A 23,069-nucleotide genomic window follows, 5' to 3' on the forward strand; every position below is an offset into this window, starting at 1 on the left:
GCGGGCGTGCGGGGACGGGCCTGCGCGGGCGTGCGCGGACGGGCCCGCGCGGGCGTGCGGGCCCGGCGCGTGGGCGGTCCTGGCCCAGGAGAGCGCTCCGCGCTCAGCCCTCCGCGGCGCCCGCGCGGGCCGCGGGCGGGAGCGTGACGACGGACAGCTCGCCCTTGGCGTGCCGGGCGCGCAGCAGCTTCTTGTCGAACTTGCCGACGCTGGTCTTGGGCACCTCGTCGATCGCCGACCAGTGCTCGGGCAGTTGCCAGCGCGGGACGCGCGCGGACAGGAAGCCCCGCAGCTCCTCGTACGCCGCCGCCGGATCGGCCGGCGCCGCGGCGAACACCACGGTGGCCAGCGGGCGTTCCCCCCACTTCTCGTCGGGGACGGCCACCACGGCCGCCTCGGCGACCAGCGGGTGGGCCATCAGGTGGTTCTCCAGCGCCACCGAGGAGATCCACTCGCCGCCCGACTTGATGACGTCCTTGGCGCGGTCGGTCAGCGTGAGGTAGCCGTCCGGGGAGATGACGCCGACATCGCCGGTGCGCAGCCAGCCGTCGGGGCTGAACCGGTCCGCGGGCCGCTGCGGCTCGCCGTCCGCGCCCCCGTAGTAGGCCGCCGCGATCCACGGGCCGCGCACCTCGAGTTCGCCCGCGGACTCGCCGTCCCAGGGCAGGATCGTGCCGTCGGGCCCGGAAAGCCTGGCCTCCACGCCGGCCGGGAAACGGCCCTGGCTGACGCGGTAGGGCCAGGTCTCCGCGGCCGCGAGCCCGGCCGGGGGCTTGGAGGTGGTGCCGATGGGAGAGGTCTCGGTCATGCCCCAGGCGTGCTCGACGCGGACGCCGTGCCGCTCCTCGAAGGCCCGCATCAGGGCGGCGGGGCAGGCGGAGCCGCCGATGGTGACCCGGGTCAGCGAGGAGATGTCGCGGGGGCGGGCCTCCAACTCGGCGAGCAGGCCCTGCCAGATGGTGGGCACGGCCGCGGCGTGCGTGGGGCGTTCCTCGGCGATCATCCGGGCCACGGCCTCCGGCTGGAGGAAGCGGTCGGGCAGCAGGAGGTTCGCGCCCGACATGAGGGCGGCGTGCGGCAGGCCCCAGGCGTTGACGTGGAACATGGGCACCAGGGGAAGGCTGGTGTCGCCCGCGGTGACGGCCATCGACTCGGCCATGCCGACTTCCATCGAGTGCAGGTAGACGGAGCGGTGGGAGTAGAGGGTGCCCTTCGGGTCGCCCGTGGTGCCCGAGGTGTAGCAGAGGGCGGCGGCGGTGCGCTCGTCGAACTCCGGCCAGTCGTAGCCGGTGGGACGCCCGGCGATGAGCGCCTCGTAGTCGTGGACGGCGGCGCGGGTGCCGGAGGCGGCGAGGGCCTCCAGGGCGGCCGGGTCGGCGGGGGCGCCCGGGCCGACGACGACGAGGTGCTCGACGCGGTCCAGGGCGGGCAGCAGGGGGGCCAGGAGCGGGACGGCCGTGTCGTTCACGAGGATGACGCGGTCGGCGGCGTGGTCGATGATCCAGCCGAGTTGGCGCGCGGGGAGGCGCAGGTTGAGGGTGTGCAGCACGGCGCCCATGGCCGGGATCGCGAAGTACGCCTCGACGTGCTCGGCCGTGTTCCACATCAGAGTCGCGCAACGGTCGCCCGGCTGCACGCGGAACTCCTCGCGCAGCGCGTGGGCGAGGCGGGCGGCGCGGGCGCCGAGGTCCGCGAAGCTCAGGCGGCGCGGCGGGGCCTCGCCCGCCCAGGTGGTGACCTGGGACCTGGCGTGCACCGTGCTGCCGTGCCGCAGGATGCGGCTGATCAGAAGGGGCGTGTCCTGCATCGTGCCGAGCACCTGGGGCCTCCCACCGAGTGTGCGCCTGCCGTGACGCGAGGTCGGGTCTCCCGTGATTCTGCTGGGAGCGGCGGGGCTTTGACACCCCCCGGCGCAGGCCCGCGGTGCGGGAAATCACCAGGGTTCGGCGCCGCGGCCGGTCCGCGAGCTGCGGCCTCCGGCCCCGGCCTGGGCCTGGGCCTGGGCCTGCCCAGGCTCCGGCTTTGGCTCCGGCGGGCGCGGCGTGGTGGGGGCGCGTGGCCCGGCGGGCACGCCCGGCGCACGGGCCGCGGGGCGTGGGGCGCGGGGGCGGGCGCGTCGAAGGCCCGGCGGGCGCGTCGAAGGCCCGGCAGGGGCGCCGAAGGCCCGGCAGGGGCGCGGCGCCTCGGGCCGGAGCGCGGGCGCGGCGTCAGGGCCGGGCAGGGGGCGCGACGCGCGGGTTCACGCGGCCATCGCCTGGCTGTCCCGCCGGGCGCGCGCGCCGATGTCGGCCAGTTCGACGTCCTCCCTGAGCTTGGCCAGGGCACGGGACACCGCGCTCTTGACGGTGCCCACGGACACGCCGAGGAGCTCCGCGGTGGACGTCTCGCTCAGGTCCTCGTAGTACCTGAGGACGACCATCGCCCGCTGCCGGGCGGGCAGCTTCAGCACCGCGCGCCACATCGCGTCGCGCACCGCCTGCTGCTCGGCCGGGTCGGGCTGCGGCAGCGCCCTCGGCTCGGGCAGTTCGTCCACGGCGTACTCGTCGACGCGGCGCTTGCGCCACTGCGAGGTGCGGGTGTTGACCAGGGCGCGGCGGACGTAGCCGTCGAGCGCGCGGTGGTCCTCTATCCGCTCCCAGGCCAGGTAGGTCTTGGTGAGCGCCGTCTGGAGCAGGTCCTCCGCGTCGCTGGCGTTCGACGTGAGCGACCGGGCCGTACGCAGCAGCATCTGGCCGCGTGCCCGCACATACGTGGTGAAGGTCAGCGGTGCCGCCGTCTGGACTTTCCGGTGCGTGGTCATGCTCTACAAACTAGGAGACATCACCCCCGCGACGGATCGGCCACAGGTCGGGATGAGGCATCCGCCCCAGGGTGTAGAAGGGGGGCTGGCCCCACCTCCCCAAGGTGTAGGGGTGCTCCTCGCCGCTCTCAGGGGGTCTCAGGGATTCACCTGATGATCAACGCGCCGGCTGCCGGGAACGTGCCGCACAAAGGACCGCGCGGCCCCGCCCCGGAAGGCGTGACCGCGCGGCCTGACCCTGCCGTGGTGGGGGCCGGTGGCGCACCCCGGACGTCACCGGCCCCCGGCCGGATCACCGGCCGAAGACGAAGGTGAAGCTCGGCTGCGACTGGTCGATGACGTTGCCGAAGCCGATCGCGTTCGCGGTCTGGCTCAGGTTGGTGGCGCCGGGGCCCTGCGCGTTCTGCTGGGTGATCGAGGAATTGCCCAGGTTGTCGTTGTCCGCCCCGATGTAGCTGTTGCCGCCGACGGCGGCGTCGGCGTGCGCCACGCCGCTGAGCGCGGCGAAGGCGAGCGGAACGGCGGCCAGGGTGGCGAGGGCGCGGGCGGTGCGAATGCTAGCCATTTCAATTCCTCCGATGGAATGCAATGGAACGCAATTGTCTGGTGTGGCAAGGCAGTTCGGCCGAACCGCCTTCAACGGAGCACGACGTCGCGACACCAGGGTTGCCCAGTGGGCACGCCCGCCACCACCCGCTTCGATCCGATTCGCTCGCACGAATGACAAGGCCGAAACGAAACCCGCCTTCGCTGACGGCACGACCCGGTCACGCGTTCGCCCCAGGTCGCCACCCCTCAGTCGGCCCGCGATCACGAGCCGTTCGACTCCGGGTCGGACATTGTCCGGTGCGAAGGCAAAACCCTCCCCTTCCGCCGCCGGGCCCCGCCCGATTTCCGCGGCGGGCAAGGCCCGGCGCGGCGGCGGACATCGCCCCGATTCGGGGACGCCCCCGATTCCACGGCGAACACGCGAGCATCGGCGCCCGGGAATCAGGCGGTCAGCTCGGCGATACGTTCGGCGAAGTCGTCGGCGGGCAACGGGAGTTCGACCTCGTCGACGAACTGCACCGCCTCGGGCACATAGGTCAGGATCGCGGCGGCCACCCCGCTCGGCGGCGGGTACCCCTCGCCCTGCAAGAGGGCGAGCACGCGCAGCACCAGCGCCGGATCGCTCCCGTCGGCGTCCTCGGGGCCGGCGTCGTCCGGCGGGTCGTCGAAGGCCGCCGTGCCGGCCGCGGGAAGCCACACCGCCCGGCCCGGCCCGCCGGGCGCGTCCCCCTCACCGGCCGCCCGGCGCCACGGGGCCTCCTCGGGGGCGGCGCGACGCCGGTGCGAACCGTCCTCTTCCCGGCCGAGGCCCCGGCCCTCGCCACCGTGGCCGAGGGCGCAGTGGCCGTAGCCGCAGTCGCCGTCCCCGTGGCCGTGAACGTGGTCCTGCGCGAGGCGGATGTCGCCGTGATCCTGCGCGAGGCGGACGGTCCCGCGGTCCTGCGGGTGGCCGACGTCCTCGCGCTCTCGTGCGGCAAGGCCGTGTCCGTCCCCGTGGTCGTGCCCGTGGCCGTGCCGCGGGTGCCGGGCGGGCCCGGCCTGCCGGTGCCACAGCTCCGCCTCGTGCGCCTCGCCGAGGGTCATGTGGTGCAGGTACAGGCAGTACGCGGACGCCCCGTCCCCGGCTCCCGCGGCGAACTGCCACCAGAAGCGCGCGCCGTCCCCGCGGCCCGCCAGCTGCAGCACGCAGCCGAGGACGCGGGCCCCGTCCGGCTCCGGTATCCGCCCGCCGAGCAGCGCCGACATGTGCACCAGCGCGCCCCGCTGACCGACGACGGTCCAGCACAGCGTCGTCAAGTACCTGGACACCTGGGCGAACGCCTCGGGGGCGCGCGGCCCGCGCCCCGCGCGTCCGACGGCTATTCGCGCCGCTATTCGCGCCTCGGCGGCCTCGAGTTCCGCCCTGGTGTAACGGCGCGGACCCCGGCTCAGGAGCGCCCTGGCCAGCGCCTCGTCAAGGCTGTACGGCATCGTCGCCGTCCCTCCGCCCCACGCCGCCGCGGGCGCCTCCGGCGGCCCCGCCGCCGTCTCCGCCGTCCAGGGCCTCCTCGTCGTCCTCCGCCCCCTCGCACAGGGTGAGGCCGAGCGCCTCCTTGAGCCGGTGCCTCGCGTAGCGGGCCGTGGACCGCACGCCGGGCACGCTGATGCCGAGGATGTCCGCGGTCTCCGCGGTGCTGTAACCGATGCAGTACCGCAGGACGATCACGTCGTGCTGCCGCTCCGGCAGCTCACGGATCGCCTGGTGGATGCGCAGGCTCTCCTCCAACTCGCCGACCGGATCCGCGGCGCCGTGCAGCGCCTGCGTCTCGAAGGCCGCGTTGTCCATGACGACCGGCCGCAGCCCGCGGGCGCGCGTGGCCTCGAGGGTGCGGTGCTTGAGCGTCGCCCAGGCGTGGCCGGCGGGGCTGTCCAGGCTCAGCACCTCCTGCCACTCGGCCGCCAGTTGCTCGAAGGTGTGGTCGACGACCTCCTCGGCCTCCGGGCGGCCGCCGAGGTACAACTCGGCCCACCGGACGTACGCGGGCCGGTAGAGCTGGTGAAACGCCCGGAAGTCCGCGGGCAGCGGCGGCAGATTGGCAACGCCGGTGTGCCGTAAGGGAGATGACTCGGTCATCGGTCCCCCTTCTGACGGGCCAGCGCCCGTATGGCGCCGGATACGGCGGCCACCGGACGCCCGGCGGGATGTTGGTTCACGGACTTCCCGGTCCTTTCTCGGCATGCCCCCGTGGCGAGGACGCGTCACCGCGTCCTCCTGCTCCCCCTGGCGACCGGGAGGCACCGATCGCGCATCAATGAGACCGCAAATCTTACGGAGCGAAGTGCCCCCGCTACCCAAACGATCAAGCTACGCCCAAGCAACGGGCCCGCTGTCCCAAGCCTCCCACCCTCCGCGTGCGCTCCGCGTAAAGGACCGCCCACCGTCCGTTTCCACCGCCCGGGCCACCGCCCGTCCCCTTCGTGTCCCACGCTCCGGGCGCCCCCATGGGACGGCCACGAGACGGCACCGGACGCACCACGGCGAGCTTGCCCGGGAAGGCCACCCCCGCGACCTCACACCTGCGGCGCTGCGGCGGCCTGCGGACCGGACCGGGACATGCGCCGCAGGGGCGATGGTGGCCAGGTGGGGGCGGCACCGTGCGGGATGCGGTCACCACCGGGCCAGCCGCGTGACGAACGTGAGCTCGGTGCGGTCGCCGGGGAGCGCCACATCCGCCACTTCGACGACGCGGCCATCCGTCGCGTAGAGCGTCTCGCGCATCACGATCAGGGCCATCCCGGGCGACATGCCGAGTTGCTTCGCCTCGTCCTGCCGGGGCGGGCGCGCGCCGAGGATGCGTTCCACCACCCGGTCCACCTCGATGCCCACCGTCCTCAGCTGGTGGTGCGTGCCGCCGGGCCAGGGCTCGTTCTTCTCGTCGAGCAACTCGGGGTTGGCCTCGACGTGTTCACGCACCAGGCAGGAGTGGGAAACACTGAACGGCGCCGGCTCCCTGCGGTACCTCGTCCGGTAGATGCGCTCAAGCAACGGTGTCCCGGTCGGCACGCCGAACGCCCCGGCCAGGTCCTCGTTCGCCGTCGCCTCGCGGTACTCCGCGCTGAACACCAGGTCGTCCACGGTCAGACCCGTGTCGCGTTCGGTCGCCCCCGTCCTCCGCCGCACGTCCTGCGTCTCCCGGGCGCGGTCCTTCTCCCACTGGTGACGCTCGTTGCTGCGCCGCACCGTGGTGCGCGGCACACGCACGAACGTGCCGCGCCCGTGCCGCTTGTCGATCAGCCCCTCCAGCAGCAGCACGTCAAGCGCCTGCCGCACGGTCGGCCCGCCCTTGCGGTATTGCTGCTTCAGCTCCTCCTCCGAGGGCAAACGATGCCCAGGCTCCCACGCGCCGGACGTGATCCGCCCACGCAGTTCCTCAGCGATCTCCTCATACGCCTTGGGCACGTAACGCCTTCCTTCTCCCGACCCGACGGGGACATCACAGAAGTACTCAAGATGCCTTGAGGCGACGCGGGTACCACACCACGGCTGGACCGTGACCTGACGGCCGGTTCCTTGGCCTGCCACGAACAGGCGCACGCGCCGTCGGCCTGATTCATCCGGCCGCTGTCACCGCTACGGACTCCGAGGCGCCATGGAGGCCATGCCCCCACCACTGCCGGGACGGACGTCATCAACGAACACGGCCACCGCGGCTTCCGGACCTCCACCGATGACAAACCGGCCACACCGCCCTCATCGATGATCCGCCCTTCAGCAAGCTCCGCATGGTCCCGGCTGCGCCGAGACACAGCCACCGAGACCGAATTCCCGCCAGCGCCACCTCGAACGTCGACAACGGCGCCCGGCCCGTGAGTAACAACCTTCTCTACGACATTGAAGAGCCCGGCCCGGCCGAGGCCGGGACCGGACTCGCGTGCCCACATGTCAGCGTGAGATGTAACCGCTCCCTTGACACATTTCGCACATATCGCATGTGATCGGGTGCCGACCGCTCCCTGCGCAGTCGGGGCAAATCTTCACATCAGAGGCGTTTTTCGTCATGCAGCCAGATTCACGGGCATTCGCTTCGCATCCTGGCCGACATAATCGGTGCTGTTTTCCTGAGCAACGCGTCCGGCCGGAGCGATACTTGTCTGGTGATGCCGCAAACGATCCGAAACGTCGAGGTGGAACTCACCGGGGAAGGCGTTGTTCTACGGAACATCTGGGGTTGGCCCGGGTGGGTAGTCAAGGTCGATATCGACTGGCGGACCTGGAGTTCCGGGGCTGTTACGTGCACCAAGCCAGGAGCTCGAGCAAACGCGCGACGTCCTTGCGATGACCCTGAACTGGTCCGCCGGATCAAGAAGGCGGCCGAGGCGGCTCGTGAGGCGCCTCGAGGCTCGATCTGGCTCCTCTCGCTCGCGTTTCCCACGCCCCACAAGAAGAAACCGAACGGTGTGCAGTTGCGCGCCGAGACCATCGCGGCCATGTACCGATACGCGCTGAACCTTGGGCTGTCCCCCAAGCGCGCCATCTCCGCCGTCTACGGCCTCAGGGTAGTGGAAGCCCCTGGTGAGCGCGCACAGTACACCCGCAAACTGGAGCGGTGGATCAAGCAGGCCCGAGACACCAAAAACCCGCTCACACGACGCTCGTACCTGCCTGAGCACGTCCGCGAGCGGGACGCCCCGCGCCAGTGGCCGATCGACCGAGACCACTACATGAGACCTCGGCGCGCCGAGCCTGCGATAGTGAGGCCGAATCGGGAAGGTCAGTACGCCGGCCACACGCTGCTTCTGCGAGTGACGCGGACACTGGCCCCGGAGCGCGCGGTGCGAGAGGCACAAGAGCGCGGGGAACGACTCATCGGACCAGACCTGATCGTCAAGGGCGCTTGGTCGAAGAGTGCCAGAAGTCTGGAGGTACCGTCCCTGCCGATACTGCGGGCAGTCAGCCCCCTGGAAACCGTTCGCTTGGTGCAGGCCCTAGTCAAAGACCTGGAGCTGCGTTATCCGGGAATCGAGGTCCGGGCGATCGTCACTGCACAAGCCATGGGGCGGCCTGACGACAGCCCATAGCGAATTGTTTTCCTGCCATCCACACGTGACATCAACCGAGGCCGGCAGGAACAGGAACCAGCACCTACATGCAGTCATATGGCGCCGACCAGCGGTCCAAGACCGTCGACCGGTCGAATTTCTCAAGGGCCATAGCCGCCAGACGTGGTGCCGAGCCAAGTAACAGCAACGCCGGCAACCGACAGCTCTCGACACTGGGTCGGGGCCCGGTAGCCGACGGCTGGGCGCGCTTCCGTGCGGCGCCGTCCGTCTCCGCACCGCGGCGGTCACAGCGAAGGCCCCTGACCATTCGTGCTGGTCAGGGGCCATTTACCCGCGGAGGCGGTGAGATTCGAACTCACGGTGACGTTGCCGCCACGACGGTTTTCAAGACCGTTCCCTTCGGCCGCTCGGGCACGCCTCCCGGCACACCCGGACAGCCTAGCGGCTTCCCCGCTACTGCTGTTCGCCCACGCGCTGGCCCAGGGTGATCGTGGTGGTGTGCTCCTGGCCGTCGCGGAGGTAGGTGACGTCGACCGTGTCGCCGGGCTCGTAGGTCCAGATCTGGCTGATCAGGGTGGGGCCGCTGTCGATCAGGCGGTCGCCGAACTTGGTGATGACGTCGCCCGGTTCGAGGCCCGCCTCGTCCGCGGGGCCGCCGGGGGTGATCGCCTCGCCGCCGCCGGTGGCCGCGTCGACGATCTGGGCGCCCTGGGTCTGGCCGTCGCCCTGGCCGACCGTGGCACCGATGATCGGGTACACGGCCTCGCCGCTGTCGATCAGGTCGCCGGCGACGCGCTTGGCCTGGTTGATCGGGATGGCGAAGCCGAGGCCGATGCTGCCCGCCTCGCCGTCGAGGCCGCTGGAGGTCGACCTGATGGCGGAGTTGACGCCGATGACCTCGCCGTCGGCGTTGAGCAGGGGCCCGCCGGAGTTGCCCGGGTTGATCGAGGCGTCGGTCTGCAGGGCGTTCATGTAGGAGGCGCTGCCGCCCTCCGGGTCGCTGGAGGCGACCGGGCGGTCCTTGGCGCTGATGATGCCCGTGGTGACCGTGCCGGAGAGGCCGAACGGCGCGCCGATCGCGACGGTGGCGTCGCCGACGGCGACCTGGTCGGAGTCGCCGATGGGCAGCGGGGTCAGCTCCCGGCCGCCGAGGTCGGTGAGGCGGATGACGGCCACGTCGTAGCCCTCCGCACGCCCGACCACCTCGGCGTCGTAGCTCTGGCCGTCGGAGAAGGTGACGGTGAGCTGGGCGCCCTGGTCGGCGCTCGCGACGACGTGGTTGTTCGTGAGGATGTGGCCCTGCTCGTCGAAGACGAAGCCGGTGCCCGTGGTGCCTCCCTGGGCGCCGGTGGCGTCGATGGTGACCACGCTGGGCAGCGCCGCCTGCGCTATCCCGGCCACGGAGTCCGGGGGCCTGGCGGGGGTGTCGTCGTGCTGGGAGCTGCTCGTCTGCGTGGTGCCGTCGCTGTCGTCGTCGGCGACCAGGTAGCCCACGCCGCCGCCGACGCCGCCCGCGATGAGCGTGGCGACGATGACGCCGATCAGCAGGCCGCGGCGCCGCTTCGGCGGGGGAGGCGGGGGGAACGCCCCCCAGGTCGCGTCCGGGGGCGGCGGGGACTGGTGCTCCGCGCCCGGGGGCGGGGGCGGGCCGAAGGGCGGGGGTGCGACGGGGCCGGCCGGCCCGCCCGGCGCCGTGGGGTCGTGGGGCCTGGCCGGGTGCGGTCCGTAGGGCGCGCCGACCGCGGAGAGCGCGGTCGTCGGCACGTCTCCGTGGGCGCCCGCCGGAGCGGCCGGGGGCCGCTGCGGGGTGAACGCCTGGGTGGCGTGGGGCGGCGGGGCCGGATGCCCGGAGGCCGAAGGCGCTGCGGGCCGCGGGGCCGTGGGCCGCGCGGCGGGTGGGGACGTGGGCGGCGCCGCGGGGGCGGGCGGCCTCCCCTCGGCGTCCCGCGCACCGGCCGTCGGCTCGTCCGGCTGGGCGGCCGGCTCGTTCTCGGTGCTCACTGCTTACTCCTCAGGTGCACGACAGGGTGTGCAGGCAGTCTTCCCCATGGTCTGTCAGACGGGCATAAACCCGCCGCCGGTCTCGCCCGTCCCTCACCCCCGGGCAGCATGCCCCGGCATCGCGCCGTGGCACCATGACACGGTGAGCGAGGTGAGCCGCCGCATCGAGGTCGTCGCCCACCGGGGCTCCTCGGAGGACGCCCCGGAGCACAGCCTGGCCGCCTACCGCAAGGCCATCGCGGACGGGGCGGACGCGCTGGAGTGCGACGTGCGGCTGACGGCCGACGGGCACCTGGTCTGCGTCCACGACCGGCGGGTCAACCGTACCTCCAACGGCCGCGGAGCGGTCTCCGCGCTGGAGCTCGCGCAGCTGGCCGAGCTGGACTTCGGGTCCTGGAAGGGGCCGGTCGGCGCGGAGGTGCCGGACGCGGCGGACCCGGAGCGTTCCACGGTGCTGACGCTGGAGCGGCTGCTCGGCCTGGTGGCCGAGGCGGACCGGCCGGTGGGCCTGGCGATCGAGACGAAGCACCCGACGCGCTGGGCGGGGCAGGTGGAGGAGCGGCTGCTGGCGCTGCTGGCGCGGCACCCCGTGCCGGGGCCGGTGCGGGTGATGAGTTTCTCGGCGCGCTCGCTGAGCCGGGTCAGGCGGGCGGCGCCGCAGCTGGAGACGGTGTATCTCATGCAGTTCCTGCTGCCGAGGCACCGCGGCGGCCGGCTGCCCGCGGGCAACGCGGTCGCCGGGCCGAGCATCCGGATCATCCGCCGCGACCCGGACTATGTGGCGCGGGCCCACCGGGCCGGGCATCGGGTGCACGTGTGGACCGTGGACGATCCGGCGGACGTGGCGCTGTGCGCGAAACTCGGCGTGGACGCGGTGATCACCAACCGGCCGGGCACGGTCCGTGACCAGCTCGCAGGACTGGGCTGACCACGCGAAACGGTTGATCCACCCGGCGTGCCCCGGCGCATTCGCTTCGTATCCGATCATTACGAGTGCGTCAACAGATGTCGTGGGGCCGGTTTCCGTTCTGTTCCCCGAGGGCACCAATCCCATGGCGTGGGGCAAAGGAGGTCTCGGGGGTGGCGTTGGTGGTCACACAGCAGGTACCGACGTCGTCGACCATGTCGGTGCCCCACGGCGCATCGGGCGTGGCGACGGCTCGGCGGCGATTGCGTTCCGAATTGCGGGAAGGTGGCGCTCCTGAATCCGTAATTGAGGACGCGGTGTTGATCCTTTCGGAACTGCTCAGCAATTCCTATCGGCACGCGCGTCCTTTGGACGGGAGCCAGCAGGTGCGGGCGGCCTGGCGACAGGACGTCGACGGCGCGGTGACGATTTCGGTAACGGACGGTGGCGGCCCGACGCGGCCGCGGCCCGCCTCCCCCTCGCTCACGGCGCGGGGCGGGCGTGGCCTCACGATCATCACCTCTCTCTCGCGGGCCTGGGGCGTGCGGGAGACGGACGGCACGGGCGCCGTCACCGTGTGGGCGGAGCTGGCCCCGGCCGCCTAGCCGGGGACCGCGGCCGCCCGCGCGGCACCGAGTGCCGCGGCGAGGTGACCGAAAACGGGCACGGCGCTAGGCTCGCGGGCGTTACGTCCTTGCCCGCCCGTTACCCGTCCGCAGGAGCCTTCCGTCATGGCCAAGAAGCGCCGCGCCCCCCTCAAGCCGCAGCCCGTCGACGGGGAAGTCCCGGTGGTGGGCGCGCGCGAGCCCTGCCCCTGCGGTTCCGGCCGCCGCTACAAGGCCTGTCACGGGCGGGCCGCGGCGCAGGCCGCGACCGAGCTGGTCAGGCGCCCCTTCGAGGGGCTGACCGGCGAGTGCGACTGGGTGGCGCTGCGCGAGCTGGTGCCCGCCGCCACCGTCCCGCTCTCCCTGCGTGACGGGCTGCCGGAGGGCGTTCCCTCGCTGACGCTGGGCACCGTGCTGCCGATGGCCTGGCCGGCGCTGCGCCGCGACGACGGCGCGGTGCTGCTCGGCGTGCAGAACGACACGGCCACCGGCGACCTCAGCCGCGACCTGGCGGACGTGCTGACCAGGGCGCTGACCACCGAGCCCGGCAACCCGGTCGCGGCCGGCCGCACCGCCCCGGACGGGCCCAGGCTGCAGGACCTGATCGACCCCGAGGCCCCGTTCGTGCCCGAGGTGCACGACGGGTTCGAGTTCTGGCTCGACGACGCGGCGCAGGCGACGCCCGAGGTGACGGCCTCGCTGGAGCGCGCCAACGCGGCGGCGACGCCGACGGCGCGGCTGGCCGGGGTGACGGCGGCCTACTGGTGCGAGACGCCGGAGAAGAACCACCTGCGCTGGGTCATGCCGCACGGGGAGGAGGAGCTGCTCGACGCGCTGGCCAGGCTGCACGCCGCCGGCGCCTCGGGGCTCGGCGAGGGCACCCGTCTCGTGGGCTCCTTCCGGGCGCACGGGCTGACCGTGCCGGTGTGGGACCTGCCGCGGGCCATGGGCGCCGAGGAGTGCGAGAAGCCGGCCTCCGCGTTCGAGGAGCGGCTGGCCGAGGCGCTGACCGCGAAGACGCCGCTGACCGGGGACGAGCTGCGGGCCCGCAGCGGGCTCACCAACCGTCAGATCACGCTCAGCTGAAGGGAACTGACGGGCCCGAACCCGTGACCGGGCGCCGCGGCGCGCCGTGCGGCCGTGATTCCAGTCACAAAGGGGCCGGTCTGCCCCCGGTTCGGCCCATGGGCGGCCTTGCGGGATTTGCGAATCCCCGCTGAGTTGTTACCTTCTGAGTGGGCCCGGTCGCTGGTGCATCCCCCGTCGCCAGCGACCGGGTCCTCTCGCGTCGTGCGCCCCCCCGCGCCCTGCCACATGCCGGGGCCCTGTGCCGCGGGAATATGCCAGGGCAGCCGCGGGCAGTGGCGCCTAGTACGCCAGCCGGCTGCCGGGGTCGGGAACGCTGCGGCCCGCCTCGATCAGGGCGTCGAGCAGCAGCTCCGTCCTCGGCAGGGCCACCCCCTCCCCCCGCGGCTCGGGCTCGCGCACCCACCCGACCTCGCCGGCCCCCGTCCGGGAGGGCGGCAGCGGGATGTATCCGCCGAGGCCGTGGAAGCGCAGCGAACTCGGCACGAGGTCGCGCGCGGCCAGCAGCTCGCCGAGTTCGGGCAGCTCATAGGGCTCCACGAGCAGCAGCCAGCGCGTCGGGGCGGCCACCACGGGACCGGTGGGCAGGCCCTGCCGGTCGAGCCAGGCCAGCGCCCGTGCGCCGGCGAGCGCGGGCAGGCTCAGCGCGCAGGGCGCGCGGCCGCCGGTGGCCAGAATGATGGGCGCGCGCGGGCGCATCGTCCACCACCAGCTCACCATGCGCGGGTCCCAGGTCGCGGCGAGCAGCTCGGGGTCGGCCGGGTGCGCGCCCGGCGTCACGCAGTCCGCCCGCGGGCAACCGCACTCCCCTTCCGGCCCGGCCTCGACGCCGGGAACCACCGGCCAGCGCAAGCGCCACGCGTAGCGCAGGGCGGCGCGGCGCAACGCCCCACTCCGGCCTCGTTCGTCTTCGCCTCTGGTGCCGTTGCCACCGTTCGTGCCGTTCGTGCGTCGCTCTCCGAGGATCTCGCGCATCAGCGCTCGTCCCTTCCTTCGCGGGTCACTTACACCACGTGGAACTCAGATCACCGTATGTAGCGGGTCACGCCAGTGCGGGCAGGCGGGCGTCGGAGGGGCTGACCGCCTTGTTCGGTAGGACGCCAGAACTCGACGATCCGTTCCGATATGTACCCAGCCCGCCCGGCTCGATCCGCTGCCGGGCCTCCCCAGTCGACCGCGCACCCTCCGGGGCGGAGTCCTTTTCAAGCCATTCCTGCCAAAGTTCCGCCAAACTCGTTCCGGCCCGGCCTGTCGGCGCCGGAACCCGCCCGCTACCTGGGCATCATCCACCACGGCAGGACACTACTCGACCGCATCAGGTCCGCGCGCCCCGACGAAAGCCCTCGCACATGAGTACCACTCCCCCGCCGAAAGTGGCCGGAATCCACTCGCCACTCGCCTCCCCTCCTTCGACGGCCCCGGCGTCCCCCGCGTCTCCGGCCTCCCCAACGGCCCAGGCAGCGGCGGCGGATGCCTCCGCGGCCGGCCCCGCGCGGTCCGGCGCGGCGGGCACTCCGGCCCCCGCCGGACCCGGCGGGCCGCGTCCCGCGGCCGACCCCGCGCTGCCCGGGCGCACGCAGGACCGCCTGGCCTCCCGGATCTCCGACCTCACCACCCTGCACGGGCTCACCGAACGCCTGGGCCGCGCCCGCACCCTCGGCGAGGCCCTCCACGAGACGCTGCGGGCCGGGGCCGGGCTCCTCGGGGCCCGCCGGGGCCTGTTCTCGCTGTGCCCCGCCGACGGCCTCGGCCCCGAGCGGCTCGCCGGCCTCGGCCTCGGCCGGGCCGACCTCGGCCACATCGAGACCGTGCCGCGCGGCTTCGGCGTGACGGCCCCGGGCCAGGCCGACGGCGAGGGGGAGGGGGAGGCCGGGGCCGGCGGGAGGAGCGGCGTCCGCGACGCCGCAGACCGGGGTGGCCGGGACGGCGAGGACGGCAGGGACGGCGGCGGGGACGGCAGGGCGGACGCCACGGAGGCGGGAGGCGTGGGGGCGCCGGCGGAGGCCGGGGAGAGCGGGACGGCCGACCCGGTCGGCGCGTTCGGCGAGGTGGTGCATCGGGACATCGCCAGGGAGGAGCGCCTCCACCCGCGGCACCGCGAGGTGGCCGCCCGGCTCGGCTGCGCGGCCAGCTACGCCGTGCCGCTGACCGCGGGGGCACCGGGCAGGCTCGGCGAGGCCGTCTGGCTCTACGACGAGCCCGGGCAGCCGGACGCCCGCCAGCGCGGCCTGCTCGCCCTCTACCTCAGGCAGGCCGCCCAGCACATCGCCAACCGACTGGAACTCTCCCGCGCCCACTCGGCGCTCGCCGCGGTGCGCGAGGGGCTGCTGCCGACCAGGCTGCCCCGGCTGCCCGGCATGGATCTCGCCGTCAGGCACCACGGCGGGCCGGGCGGGGGCGGCGACTTCTACGACGCGCTGGCGCTGCCCGACAGCGCGCTCGGCCTCGCGATCGGCGGCACGACCGGGACGGGGCCCGCCGCGCTCGCCGCCATGGGCAGGCTGCGCGCGGGCCTGCGCGCGTACGCGGTGATGGAGGGCGAGGACCCCGTGGCGGTGCTCTCCGACCTGGAACTCCTGCTGCGGATGACGGAGCCGGGCCGCCCGGCGACGGCGCTCTTCGCCTACCTGGAGCCCGCCACCCGCCGCGTCCTGCTCGCCTCGGCCGGGCACCCGCCGCCCCTGGTGATCGGGGCCTCGCGGACCGACTTCGCCGAGACCGGCCTCTCGGCGCCGCTGAACATGCTGTCCTGCTGGGAGGCGCCGAGCGTGCAGCTCGACTGCGAGGAGGGAGAAACGGTCCTGCTCTACAGCGACGGGCTGCTGCACCGCACCGGAGAACCACTCGACCGGGCATTCGCCAGGCTGCACGCCACCGCCCTGGCCGCGAGCCCGGCCGCCAGGGCCGACCCGGAACTCATGCTCGACCACATCCTCCGCAGCCTCCCGCCGCGCGCGGGGGAGCGGGCGGGGGAGCGCGCCGGGGAGGCCGCCGGGCGCGCGGGGGAGCGGCCACGGGACGCGGGGAACGGGCCCGGCGCAGCGGGACCCGACCGGCCAGGGCGCGAAGGACCGGAGCCGGACGGCGGGCGGGGCACGCCGGACGGGCGGGGCGGCCGGGACGCGCGCGCCGGAGCACAGGGCGCGTACGGCGGCGGGAACGTCCGCGGTGGCGCCGGGGGCGACCTCGGGAACGGCACCGGGGCCGGCGGGTGGAGCGGCGCCGGCGGGGGCGGCGCGCGGAGCGCGTACGGGCCGGGCGTGGCCGGGGAGGGCCGGGGAGGCAGGGAGCGCGGGGAAGGCGCGGAACGTGGGGAAGGCGGGGAACGTGGGGAAGACGGGGTGGGCCGGGTGGGCCGGGTGGGCGGGGAGGACGAGGAGGTCGTGCTGCTCGCGGCCAGGTTCCACTGAGCCGGGCGGCCGCGCCTCCGGGAAACCCCTCCCGCCGGGGCGCGCGGGGCCGCCGGGAGCCGGCCGGCACCCTCGCGCGCCCGCCGCACACCCCCCACCGGGTCACCGGGCCTGTCCCGCCGTCATTCCTCGCACATACGATGGAAGGCGGTCAGCCAGCATGCGAGGAGGCGCAACGTGGCCGAACGGCAGGCTCAGGACACCGCCCACACCACCCCTAAGGACGCCGACGGCGGCGAGGCCGCACCGGCCGCGGAGGCACCGGACGCCCAGGGCACCACCGAGGCGGCACCGGAGCGCCCCGTCGAGCAGCGGAAGAACGGGGTGACGCCCCAGGTCTCCGACGAGCTCGCGGAGAACATGAAGCACGGCTGGGCGGACACCGAGCGGCGCGACCTGACGCCCCTCCCCCAGGTGGAGCACACCGCCCGCCGCCGCGCGGCGCTCTCCGCGCGCTTCCCCGGGGAGCGCCTCGTCATCCCGGCCGGCCGCCTCAAGACCAGGTCGAACGACACCGACTACCCCTTCCGCGCCGGCGTCGAGTACGTGTACCTCACCGGCGACCAGACCGAGGACGGCGTGCTCGTCCTCGAACCCACCGGCGCCGAGGGCCACGAGGCCACGCTCTACCTGCTGCCCCGCTCCAACCGGGAGAACGGCGAGTTCTGGCTCAGCGGCCAGGGCGAGCTGTGGGTCGGCCGGCGCAACAGCCTCACCGAGGCCGCCCGGCTCTACGGCCTCGAGGTCAAGGACGTGCGGACCGTCGCCGACCTGCTGCGCGGGGCGAGCGGGCCGGTCCGGGTGGTCCGCGGCCACGACGCCACCATCGAGGCGGCCCTCACCGACAAGGTCACCGCGGAGCGCGACGAGGAGCTGCGCGTCTTCCTCTCCGAGATGCGGCTGGTCAAGGACGAGTTCGAGATCGAGCAGCTCAGCCGGGCCTGCGCCGCCACGGCGCGCGGCTTCGAGGACGTCGTCCGGGTCCTGGACAAGGCGGTCGCCACCTCGGAGCGGTACATCGAGGGCACCTTCTTCCTGCGCGCCCGCGTCGAGGGCAACGACGTCGGCTACGGCTCCATCTGCGCCGCGGGCCCGCACGCCACCACCCTGCACTGGGTGCGCAACGACGGGCCGGTGCGGCCCGGCGAACTGCTGCTGCTCGACGCCGGGGTGGAGACCACCGAGCTCTACACGGCCGACGTCACCCGCACGCTGCCGATCGACGGCCGGTTCACCGCATTGCAGCGGCGCATCTACGACGCGGTCTTCGAGGCCCAGGAGGCCGGGATCGCGGCCGTCAAGCCGGGCGCCAAGTACCGCGACTTCCACCAGGCCGCGCAACGGGTGCTCGCCGAGCGGCTGGTGGAGTGGGGGCTGCTCGAAGGGCCCGTGGAGCGTGCCCTGGAGCTGGGCCTCCAGCGCCGCTGGACGCTGCACGGCACCGGCCACATGCTCGGGCTCGACGTGCACGACTGCGCGGCGGCCAGGCGCGAGACGTACGTGGAGGGCACGCTGGAGCCGGGCATGTGCCTGACCGTCGAGCCGGGGCTGTACTTCCAGCCGGACGACCTGACGGTTCCGGAGGAGTACCGCGGGATCGGCGTGCGGATCGAGGACGACATCCTGGTCACCGAGGACGGCAACCGGAACCTGTCCGCCGCCCTTCCGCGCCGGTCGGACGAGGTCGAGGCCTGGATGGCGGCGCTGCGGGGGTGACCGGCCGGGCACGCCGCTGACGGCAGGTGTCAAGTGGGTGATTTCGGGTACAGCCTGGGGAACACGGGCGTGCTGATGCGCGTTGGACGAGTCGACATCTCTGGAAGGGGAGCTCGTGTCCGCCCAATCGACGGACCCACCCGGGCATAGTCCCGGACCACCTCGCCACTATCCGGGCCACTTCGTGGCCGCGAGCGGCACACGGCGGGGTGGTGTTGGATGAGTGCCGCGCTCGGGTTGCTCGCCGTGCTTGTGCTGACGGCGGGCACCGGATATTTCGTCGCCCAGGAGTTCGCGTTCGTCGCCGCCGACCGGCTCGCCCTCGGCCGCGAGGCCGCCGCGGGCGACCGGCGTGCCGCCCGTGCCATGAAGGTCCAGGAGCGGCTGTCGTTCATGCTCTCCGGCGCTCAGCTCGGCATCACGCTGACCGGGCTGATCGTCGGTTTCCTCGCCGAGCCCGCGCTCGCCGCCCTGCTCGACCCGGTCCTCGGGGCCGCCGGGGTGCCGGACGCGGCGGCCTCCGGCATCGCGCTCGCCTTCGCCTTCGCCCTCGCCACCGGCATCCAGATGGTGCTCGGCGAGCTCGGCCCGAAGAACCTGGCGCTCGCCGTGCCCGAGCGGCTGGCCAAGGCGCTGGCCGGCTCGACCCTCGGCTACCTGAAGGTCGCCGGGCCGGTGATCCGGGTCTTCGACGCCTCGGCCAACCGGCTGCTGCGCCGGTTCGGCATCGAGCCGGTGGAGGAGCTGCACCACGGGGCCACGCTGGAGGAGCTCGGCCACCTCATCGACGAGTCACACGAACACGGCAGGCTGCCGCACGCCACGGCCGCGCTCCTCGACCACGCGCTCGGCTTCTCCGACCGGACGCTGGGCGAGGTCATGGTGCCGCGCGTGGACGTCAACTCGGTCCGCGCGACGGCCCCGGCCGCCGACGTGGTCGAGCTGATCGGCACGCACGGCCACTCCCACTACCTGGTGGTCGGCGACCGGATCGACGACATCATCGGGGTCATCGGCGTACGGGAGCTGATGCGGGTCAGCCCGGAGCGGATCACCCGGCGCTCCGCCGGCGCGCTGGCCCGGCGGGCCCTGCTGCTGCCCGACACGCTGCCCCTGCCCGGCGCCGTCGAGCAAATGCAGGCGGCGGGCGAGGAGTTCGCGGTGGTCCTCGACGAGTACGGCGGGGTGGCCGGGATCGTCACCCTGGAGGACATCGCCGAGGAGCTGGTCGGCGAGATCGCCGACGAGAGCGACCAGGTCGTCGAGCTGGCGGTGCCCGACGGAGCGGGCTGGCTGGTGGATGCCGGGCGGCGGGTGGACGAGGTGGCCGAGGCCACCGGCGTCGGGCTGCCGGAGGAAGACGCCTTCGAAACCGTCGCGGGCCTGGTCATCGACCGGCTCGGCGGCTTCCCCGCGGTCGGCGACCGGATTCCCGTGGAGCTGACCGACGGCGGGCGGGCGGTCCTCGAGGTGCTCTCGCTTGACCGGCGGGTCCCGGCCAGGGTCCGGCTCGAACGGGCGCCGGTGGCCGTGCGGGAGCGAGAGGGGCAGCCCTCGTGAGCGCCCAGGCCGCCGTCCTCGTCACCGTGCTGCTGCTGGTGTGCAGCGGCTTCTTCGTGGCGGCCGAGTTCGCGCTGGTGGCCGCGAAGCGCCATCGGGTGGAGCAGGCGCTCGCCGAGGGGCAGCGCGGGGCGCGGGCCGCCCTGGCCGGGATGCGGGAACTCTCGCTGATGCTGGCCGGTTCGCAGCTCGGCATCACCGCCTGCACCCTCGGCCTGGGCAGCATCTCGGAACCGGCGATCGCGGACCGGGTCGACCCGCTGCTCGAGGAGCTGGGGCTGCCCTCGCAGCTCGCTTACGGCTTCGGGCTGATCCTGGCCATGGTCGTGGTCGTCTTCCTGCACATGGTGGTGGGGGAGATGGCGCCCAAGTCCTGGTCGATCTCGCACCCGGAGCGTTCGGCGATGCTGCTGGCGCCGCCGTTCCGCGCGCTGGTCCGGGCGGTCAGGCCGCTGATCTGGGCGCTGAACAAGATGAGCAACGGCGTGGTCCGGCTGTGCCGGGTCACCCCCCGCGAGGAGCTGGCCTCGGTGCACGACCGGGAGCAGTTGACGCACCTGGTCGCCGAGTCGCAGCGGCTCGGGCTGATCAGCGAGACCGACTCGCGGCTGATCACGCGCTCGCTGACCGAGCCGCAGTCGCCGGTGGGCCGCATCCAGGTCCCTGCCGACCGGATCGCGGAGGTGCCGGCCGAGGCGGGGACGGACGTGATCCTGGCCGCGGCGGCGGCCAGCGACCACACCCGGCTGCTGGTGCGGGAGGGAGACCGGGTCCTCGGCTCGGTGCACGCCAGGGACGCCGTGGTGGCGCGGGCCCACGGGCGCCTGGTGACCGCGCGGGAACTGGCCAGGCCGGTGCCCGAGCTGACCGCAGAGGACACCGTGGCCTACGCGGTGGAGCAGCTGCGGCAGAGCCGGGCCTCGCTGGCGGTGGTGCGCGGGGCAGAGGGGCAGGTGACGGGGCTGATCAGCCTGGACGACCTGCTCGTGCGGCTGATGGGCCCGCAACAGGTCTGAGCGGCGCGCCGGGCGGAAATCCGCGGCCCGGCGGACGACGCCCGCGGCCCGGCGGCGAACGGGCCCGGCGGCGAACCGAAGGAGCGGCGTGCCCCGGGACGGTCCCCGGGCACGCCGCTCCTTCGCGTCACCGCGTGCGGTCTGCGGCTCGTGCCGGCCGTACGCGCGGCCGGCTGCCGTGGGCCCGCCGCTCGGCCGCCCTCCGGCGGCCGCCGGCCTGCCGAACGACCGCTGCGGGGCCGCTACTCGACCGAGATCGACTCGATGACGATGTCCTCCAGCGGCCGGTCGGTGGCGGGGTCGGTCTCGGTGGCGGCGATGGCGTCGACGACGGCCTTGCTCTCCTCGTCGGCGACCTCGCCGAAGATGGTGTAACCGCCGTCGAGGTGCGGCTGGGGGGCGACGGTGATGAAGAACTGCGAACCGTTCGTGTCCGGGCCCGCGTTGGCCATCGCCAGCAGGTACGGCTCGTCGAAGGTCAGGTCGGGGTCGTTCTCGTTCTGGAACTGGTAGCCGGGGCCGCCGGTGCCGTCGCCGTTGGGGTCACCGCCCTGGATCATGAAGCCGTCTATCACGCGGTGGAAGATGGTGCCGTTGTACAGCGGCTCGCCGTCCTGCTGGCCGGCCCAGGGGAGGGAACCGTCCGCCAGGCCCACGAAGTTGGTCACGGTCAGCGGCGCCTGCTCGGGGAAGAGGGTGAGCGCGATGTCGCCTTCGCTGGTGTGGATGACCGCGCTGGTCGCGTCGGAGGGCTCGACGGAGGCCGGGCCGGCCGATGCCTCCGCGGTGGCGCCGTCCTCCGGCGAACCGGCCGTCTCCTGCGGGGAGTCGGACGCGGTGGCCTCCGACCCCGTGTCGGAGGAGCCGTCGGAGGAGTCGTCGGACTCCGAGCCGCAGGCGGTCAGCAGGCCGAGACAGAGCAGTGCGGTCGCCAGGTGGCGGGGGAAGCGGTTCATGGGGGACGCCTTCCGTATGCCCGAATGCGGAGGTGCACGCAGGCACATCATGCATCACAGGCTTCCCGCCCGCCTCCCCCCTGCCGGCCCGCCCGCCGGGGCCCCGGGGCCGAGCGACGGCTGCCGGACGATCGGCACGGGGGCGGCTCAGGAGACCGGGGGCCCGCCGATCAGGCCGCGCCACTGCTCGTCGGACACGAGCTGCAGCAACTGCTCCTCGCTCAGCGGGAAGTCGCCATCCGCCGCCGCGGTTTCCGTGACGTCCAGCGAGGAGCCGTCCGGGTAGTAGAGGTCGTAGTAGATCTCCTGCTCCGGAGACTCGTCCTCGTATGCGCAGCGGAAGACCTCGGAGCCGTCCGGGAGGGTGGCGGCGAGCCGGCAGTCGTCGTCCTGCTCGGGCCGGTCCTGCCGCGCGAACGTGGCGGGGGCATAGGAGTTGACCGTGACCTGGGCGGAGCCGGTGCCGTCGGCGCGGTGGATCTCGAACGTCGCGGCGCCGGGGCTCCGGCTGCCCAGGGCGCCGAGCCGCACCGTCTCGGGCAGCAGCGCGCCGAAGGTCTCCCGCAGGTCCTCGGCCGCCGTGTCGTCCATCCAACTCGGCTCCTCGGCGGCGCTGGGGAGTCCGTAACGCTCGTCGAGCTCCTCCGTGACCTGCTGCCACACCGGCGCCTCGACCACCTCGGCCATCCGGTCCAGGTCCAGGGGGGCCTCGGCGTCCGCGGCCAGCGCCGGCGTTGCGGTCACGCTCAGGGACCACCGCGCGATGCCCGGCGTGGCCGGCTCGCCCCCGGTGATCGGGCGCTCCAGCCATGCCTCCCAGGTGGCGCCGGAGGAGGGGGACTGGGCGGTGTCCGCGCGGGGGCCGCTGGTGATGAGGGTGAGCACGGAGCCGTCCCCGAGCTCGGCCTCCTCGCAGTGCCATCCCGGGTTGCTCGGGGTGGTGCAGCCCGCCTGGCCGCGCCAGTCCGGGGTGCGCTCCCTGGACATGGTGAACGCGACGTCGAGGGTGCGGTCCGTGCCGTCGTCGAGGGTGGCCAAGACGTAGGGCTCCGCGGTGGTCTCCGGGCCCTCGGCCGCGGGCGAGGTCAGCCGCACCCCCTCCGGCAGCAGGCCGGCGAGCGCGTCGAGCATCTCGCCGCCGGTCTCGGGTGCCGCCGCGGCGAGGCCGGAGCCGTCCTGGCCGCCGCCGGGCAGCTGGGAGAAGGCGACGGCGACGGCCGCCGCGGCGGCGGCGCCCGAGACGAGCGCGAACCGCTGCCTGAACTGCCTGGTCCGGCCGCGGCGCAGGCCCCCCTCGGCCAGCGACTGGGGGTCGGCCGTGAAGGAGTCGCCGGCCTGGCGCAGCAAGGCACCCAGCTCCTGCTCCAGGTCCACGGGGCCGGTTCTGTCGTGCATCCTGTCGGTCATGGGGGTCCTTCCAGCG

17 protein-coding genes, 1 tRNA gene and 1 pseudogene are annotated in these 23,069 nt (G+C 73.8%); 8 read left to right on the forward strand and 11 right to left on the reverse strand.

Going from position 1 to position 23,069, the window contains the following annotated elements:
* Positions 1-103 precede the first annotated feature (103 nt).
* The 6 genes from D7294_RS25715 to D7294_RS25740 all read right to left on the reverse strand — a co-directional run bounded on the left by D7294_RS25715 (position 104) and on the right by D7294_RS25740 (position 6,788).
* Positions 104-1,819: a long-chain fatty acid--CoA ligase gene (locus D7294_RS25715; protein WP_120683851.1), complete on the reverse strand. Its 1,716-nt coding sequence runs from the start codon at positions 1,817-1,819 to the stop codon at positions 104-106.
* 420 nt (positions 1,820-2,239) lie between these two features.
* Positions 2,240-2,800: a SigE family RNA polymerase sigma factor gene (locus D7294_RS25720; protein WP_120683853.1), complete on the reverse strand. Its 561-nt coding sequence runs from the start codon at positions 2,798-2,800 to the stop codon at positions 2,240-2,242.
* Positions 2,801-3,092: 292 nt separating this feature from the next.
* Positions 3,093-3,365 carry a hypothetical protein gene (locus D7294_RS25725; RefSeq protein WP_120683855.1) on the reverse strand — a complete coding sequence of 91 codons (273 nt, stop codon included), beginning with the start codon at positions 3,363-3,365 and terminating at the stop codon, positions 3,093-3,095.
* A gap of 425 nt (positions 3,366-3,790) precedes the next feature.
* On the reverse strand, positions 3,791-4,819 hold the full coding sequence (locus D7294_RS25730; RefSeq protein ID WP_120683857.1) for a hypothetical protein: 1,029 nt from the start codon (positions 4,817-4,819) through the stop codon (positions 3,791-3,793).
* On the reverse strand, positions 4,803-5,462 hold the full coding sequence (locus tag D7294_RS25735) for a sigma-70 family RNA polymerase sigma factor (protein ID WP_241562619.1): 660 nt from the start codon (positions 5,460-5,462) through the stop codon (positions 4,803-4,805). Before D7294_RS25735 ends, D7294_RS25730 begins: the two co-directional genes overlap by 17 nt.
* Positions 5,463-5,996: 534 nt before the next feature.
* A complete protein-coding gene (locus D7294_RS25740) occupies positions 5,997-6,788 on the reverse strand; it encodes a GntR family transcriptional regulator (RefSeq protein ID WP_120683859.1) in 792 nt (263 codons plus the stop codon).
* A 695-nt stretch (positions 6,789-7,483) separates the two neighbouring features.
* On the opposite strand from D7294_RS25740, the gene D7294_RS25745 reads away from it, so the two are divergent.
* Positions 7,484-8,407 carry a hypothetical protein gene (locus D7294_RS25745; protein WP_147450911.1) on the forward strand — a complete coding sequence of 308 codons (924 nt, stop codon included), beginning with the start codon at positions 7,484-7,486 and terminating at the stop codon, positions 8,405-8,407.
* 316 nt (positions 8,408-8,723) lie between these two features.
* Here the strand turns inward: D7294_RS25745 and D7294_RS25750 are convergent.
* Positions 8,724-8,810: transfer RNA gene (locus tag D7294_RS25750), tRNA-Ser, on the reverse strand.
* A gap of 32 nt (positions 8,811-8,842) precedes the next feature.
* On the reverse strand, positions 8,843-10,390 hold the full coding sequence (locus tag D7294_RS25755) for a S1C family serine protease (RefSeq protein ID WP_120683863.1): 1,548 nt from the start codon (positions 10,388-10,390) through the stop codon (positions 8,843-8,845).
* Between the two features lie 142 nt (positions 10,391-10,532).
* Between D7294_RS25755 and D7294_RS25760 the strand changes: the two genes are divergently transcribed.
* From D7294_RS25760 to D7294_RS25770, 3 genes and pseudogenes are all read left to right on the forward strand, one after another.
* Complete coding sequence (locus D7294_RS25760; RefSeq protein ID WP_241562620.1) at positions 10,533-11,318, forward strand: glycerophosphodiester phosphodiesterase; 786 nt, start codon at positions 10,533-10,535, stop codon at positions 11,316-11,318.
* A gap of 65 nt (positions 11,319-11,383) precedes the next feature.
* A pseudogene (locus tag D7294_RS25765) lies at positions 11,384-11,878 on the forward strand (ATP-binding protein); the annotation flags it as partial.
* 150 nt (positions 11,879-12,028) lie between these two features.
* Positions 12,029-12,988: a DUF5926 family protein gene (locus D7294_RS25770; RefSeq protein WP_120683869.1), complete on the forward strand. Its 960-nt coding sequence runs from the start codon at positions 12,029-12,031 to the stop codon at positions 12,986-12,988.
* Between the two features lie 282 nt (positions 12,989-13,270).
* Here the strand turns inward: D7294_RS25770 and D7294_RS25775 are convergent, their stop codons facing one another.
* Positions 13,271-13,963 (reverse strand): bifunctional DNA primase/polymerase, encoded by a 693-nt coding sequence (locus D7294_RS25775; protein WP_120683871.1) that lies wholly within the window; start codon positions 13,961-13,963, stop codon positions 13,271-13,273.
* A gap of 374 nt (positions 13,964-14,337) precedes the next feature.
* On the opposite strand from D7294_RS25775, the gene D7294_RS25780 reads away from it, so the two are divergent.
* The 4 genes from D7294_RS25780 (at position 14,338) to D7294_RS25795 (ending at position 20,690) form a co-directional block, all read left to right on the forward strand.
* Entirely contained in the window at positions 14,338-16,398 is a 2,061-nt protein-coding gene (locus tag D7294_RS25780; RefSeq protein WP_194117769.1) for a PP2C family protein-serine/threonine phosphatase, read from the forward strand.
* Between the two features lie 324 nt (positions 16,399-16,722).
* On the forward strand, positions 16,723-18,114 hold the full coding sequence (locus tag D7294_RS25785; RefSeq protein ID WP_241562628.1) for an aminopeptidase P family protein: 1,392 nt from the start codon (positions 16,723-16,725) through the stop codon (positions 18,112-18,114).
* Between the two features lie 219 nt (positions 18,115-18,333).
* Positions 18,334-19,674, forward strand: a complete 1,341-nt coding sequence (locus tag D7294_RS25790; protein WP_120683875.1) for a hemolysin family protein — start codon at positions 18,334-18,336, stop codon at positions 19,672-19,674.
* Complete coding sequence (locus tag D7294_RS25795; RefSeq protein ID WP_120683877.1) at positions 19,671-20,690, forward strand: CNNM domain-containing protein; 1,020 nt, start codon at positions 19,671-19,673, stop codon at positions 20,688-20,690. Before D7294_RS25790 ends, D7294_RS25795 begins: the two co-directional genes overlap by 4 nt.
* Before the next feature lie 242 nt (positions 20,691-20,932).
* On the opposite strand, the gene D7294_RS25800 is transcribed toward D7294_RS25795, so the two are convergent.
* The gene (locus D7294_RS25800) at positions 20,933-21,418 is read right to left on the reverse strand and encodes a peptidylprolyl isomerase (RefSeq protein WP_241562629.1); all 486 of its coding nucleotides are present in this window, start codon (positions 21,416-21,418) and stop codon (positions 20,933-20,935) included.
* 375 nt (positions 21,419-21,793) lie between these two features.
* A complete protein-coding gene (locus D7294_RS25805; RefSeq protein ID WP_120683881.1) occupies positions 21,794-23,053 on the reverse strand; it encodes a hypothetical protein in 1,260 nt (419 codons plus the stop codon).
* Positions 23,054-23,069 lie beyond the last annotated feature (16 nt).

This window comes from Streptomyces hoynatensis (assembly GCF_003626535.1).
GTDB classification, from domain to species: domain Bacteria; phylum Actinomycetota; class Actinomycetes; order Streptomycetales; family Streptomycetaceae; genus Streptomyces; species Streptomyces hoynatensis.

Coding starts and splice junctions, on each gene's coding strand:
- D7294_RS25720 (WP_120683853.1), bottom strand. CDS start 2,800: ATGACCACGCACCGGAAAGTCCAGACGGCGGCACCGCTGACCTTCACC.
- D7294_RS25725 (WP_120683855.1), bottom strand. CDS start 3,365: ATGGCTAGCATTCGCACCGCCCGCGCCCTCGCCACCCTGGCCGCCGTT.
- D7294_RS25730 (WP_120683857.1), bottom strand. CDS start 4,819: ATGCCGTACAGCCTTGACGAGGCGCTGGCCAGGGCGCTCCTGAGCCGG.
- D7294_RS25735 (WP_241562619.1), bottom strand. CDS start 5,462: ATGACCGAGTCATCTCCCTTACGGCACACCGGCGTTGCCAATCTGCCG.
- D7294_RS25770 (WP_120683869.1), top strand. CDS start 12,029: ATGGCCAAGAAGCGCCGCGCCCCCCTCAAGCCGCAGCCCGTCGACGGG.
- D7294_RS25775 (WP_120683871.1), bottom strand. CDS start 13,963: ATGCGCGAGATCCTCGGAGAGCGACGCACGAACGGCACGAACGGTGGC.
- D7294_RS25780 (WP_194117769.1), top strand. CDS start 14,338: ATGAGTACCACTCCCCCGCCGAAAGTGGCCGGAATCCACTCGCCACTC.
- D7294_RS25790 (WP_120683875.1), top strand. CDS start 18,334: ATGAGTGCCGCGCTCGGGTTGCTCGCCGTGCTTGTGCTGACGGCGGGC.
- D7294_RS25805 (WP_120683881.1), bottom strand. CDS start 23,053: ATGACCGACAGGATGCACGACAGAACCGGCCCCGTGGACCTGGAGCAG.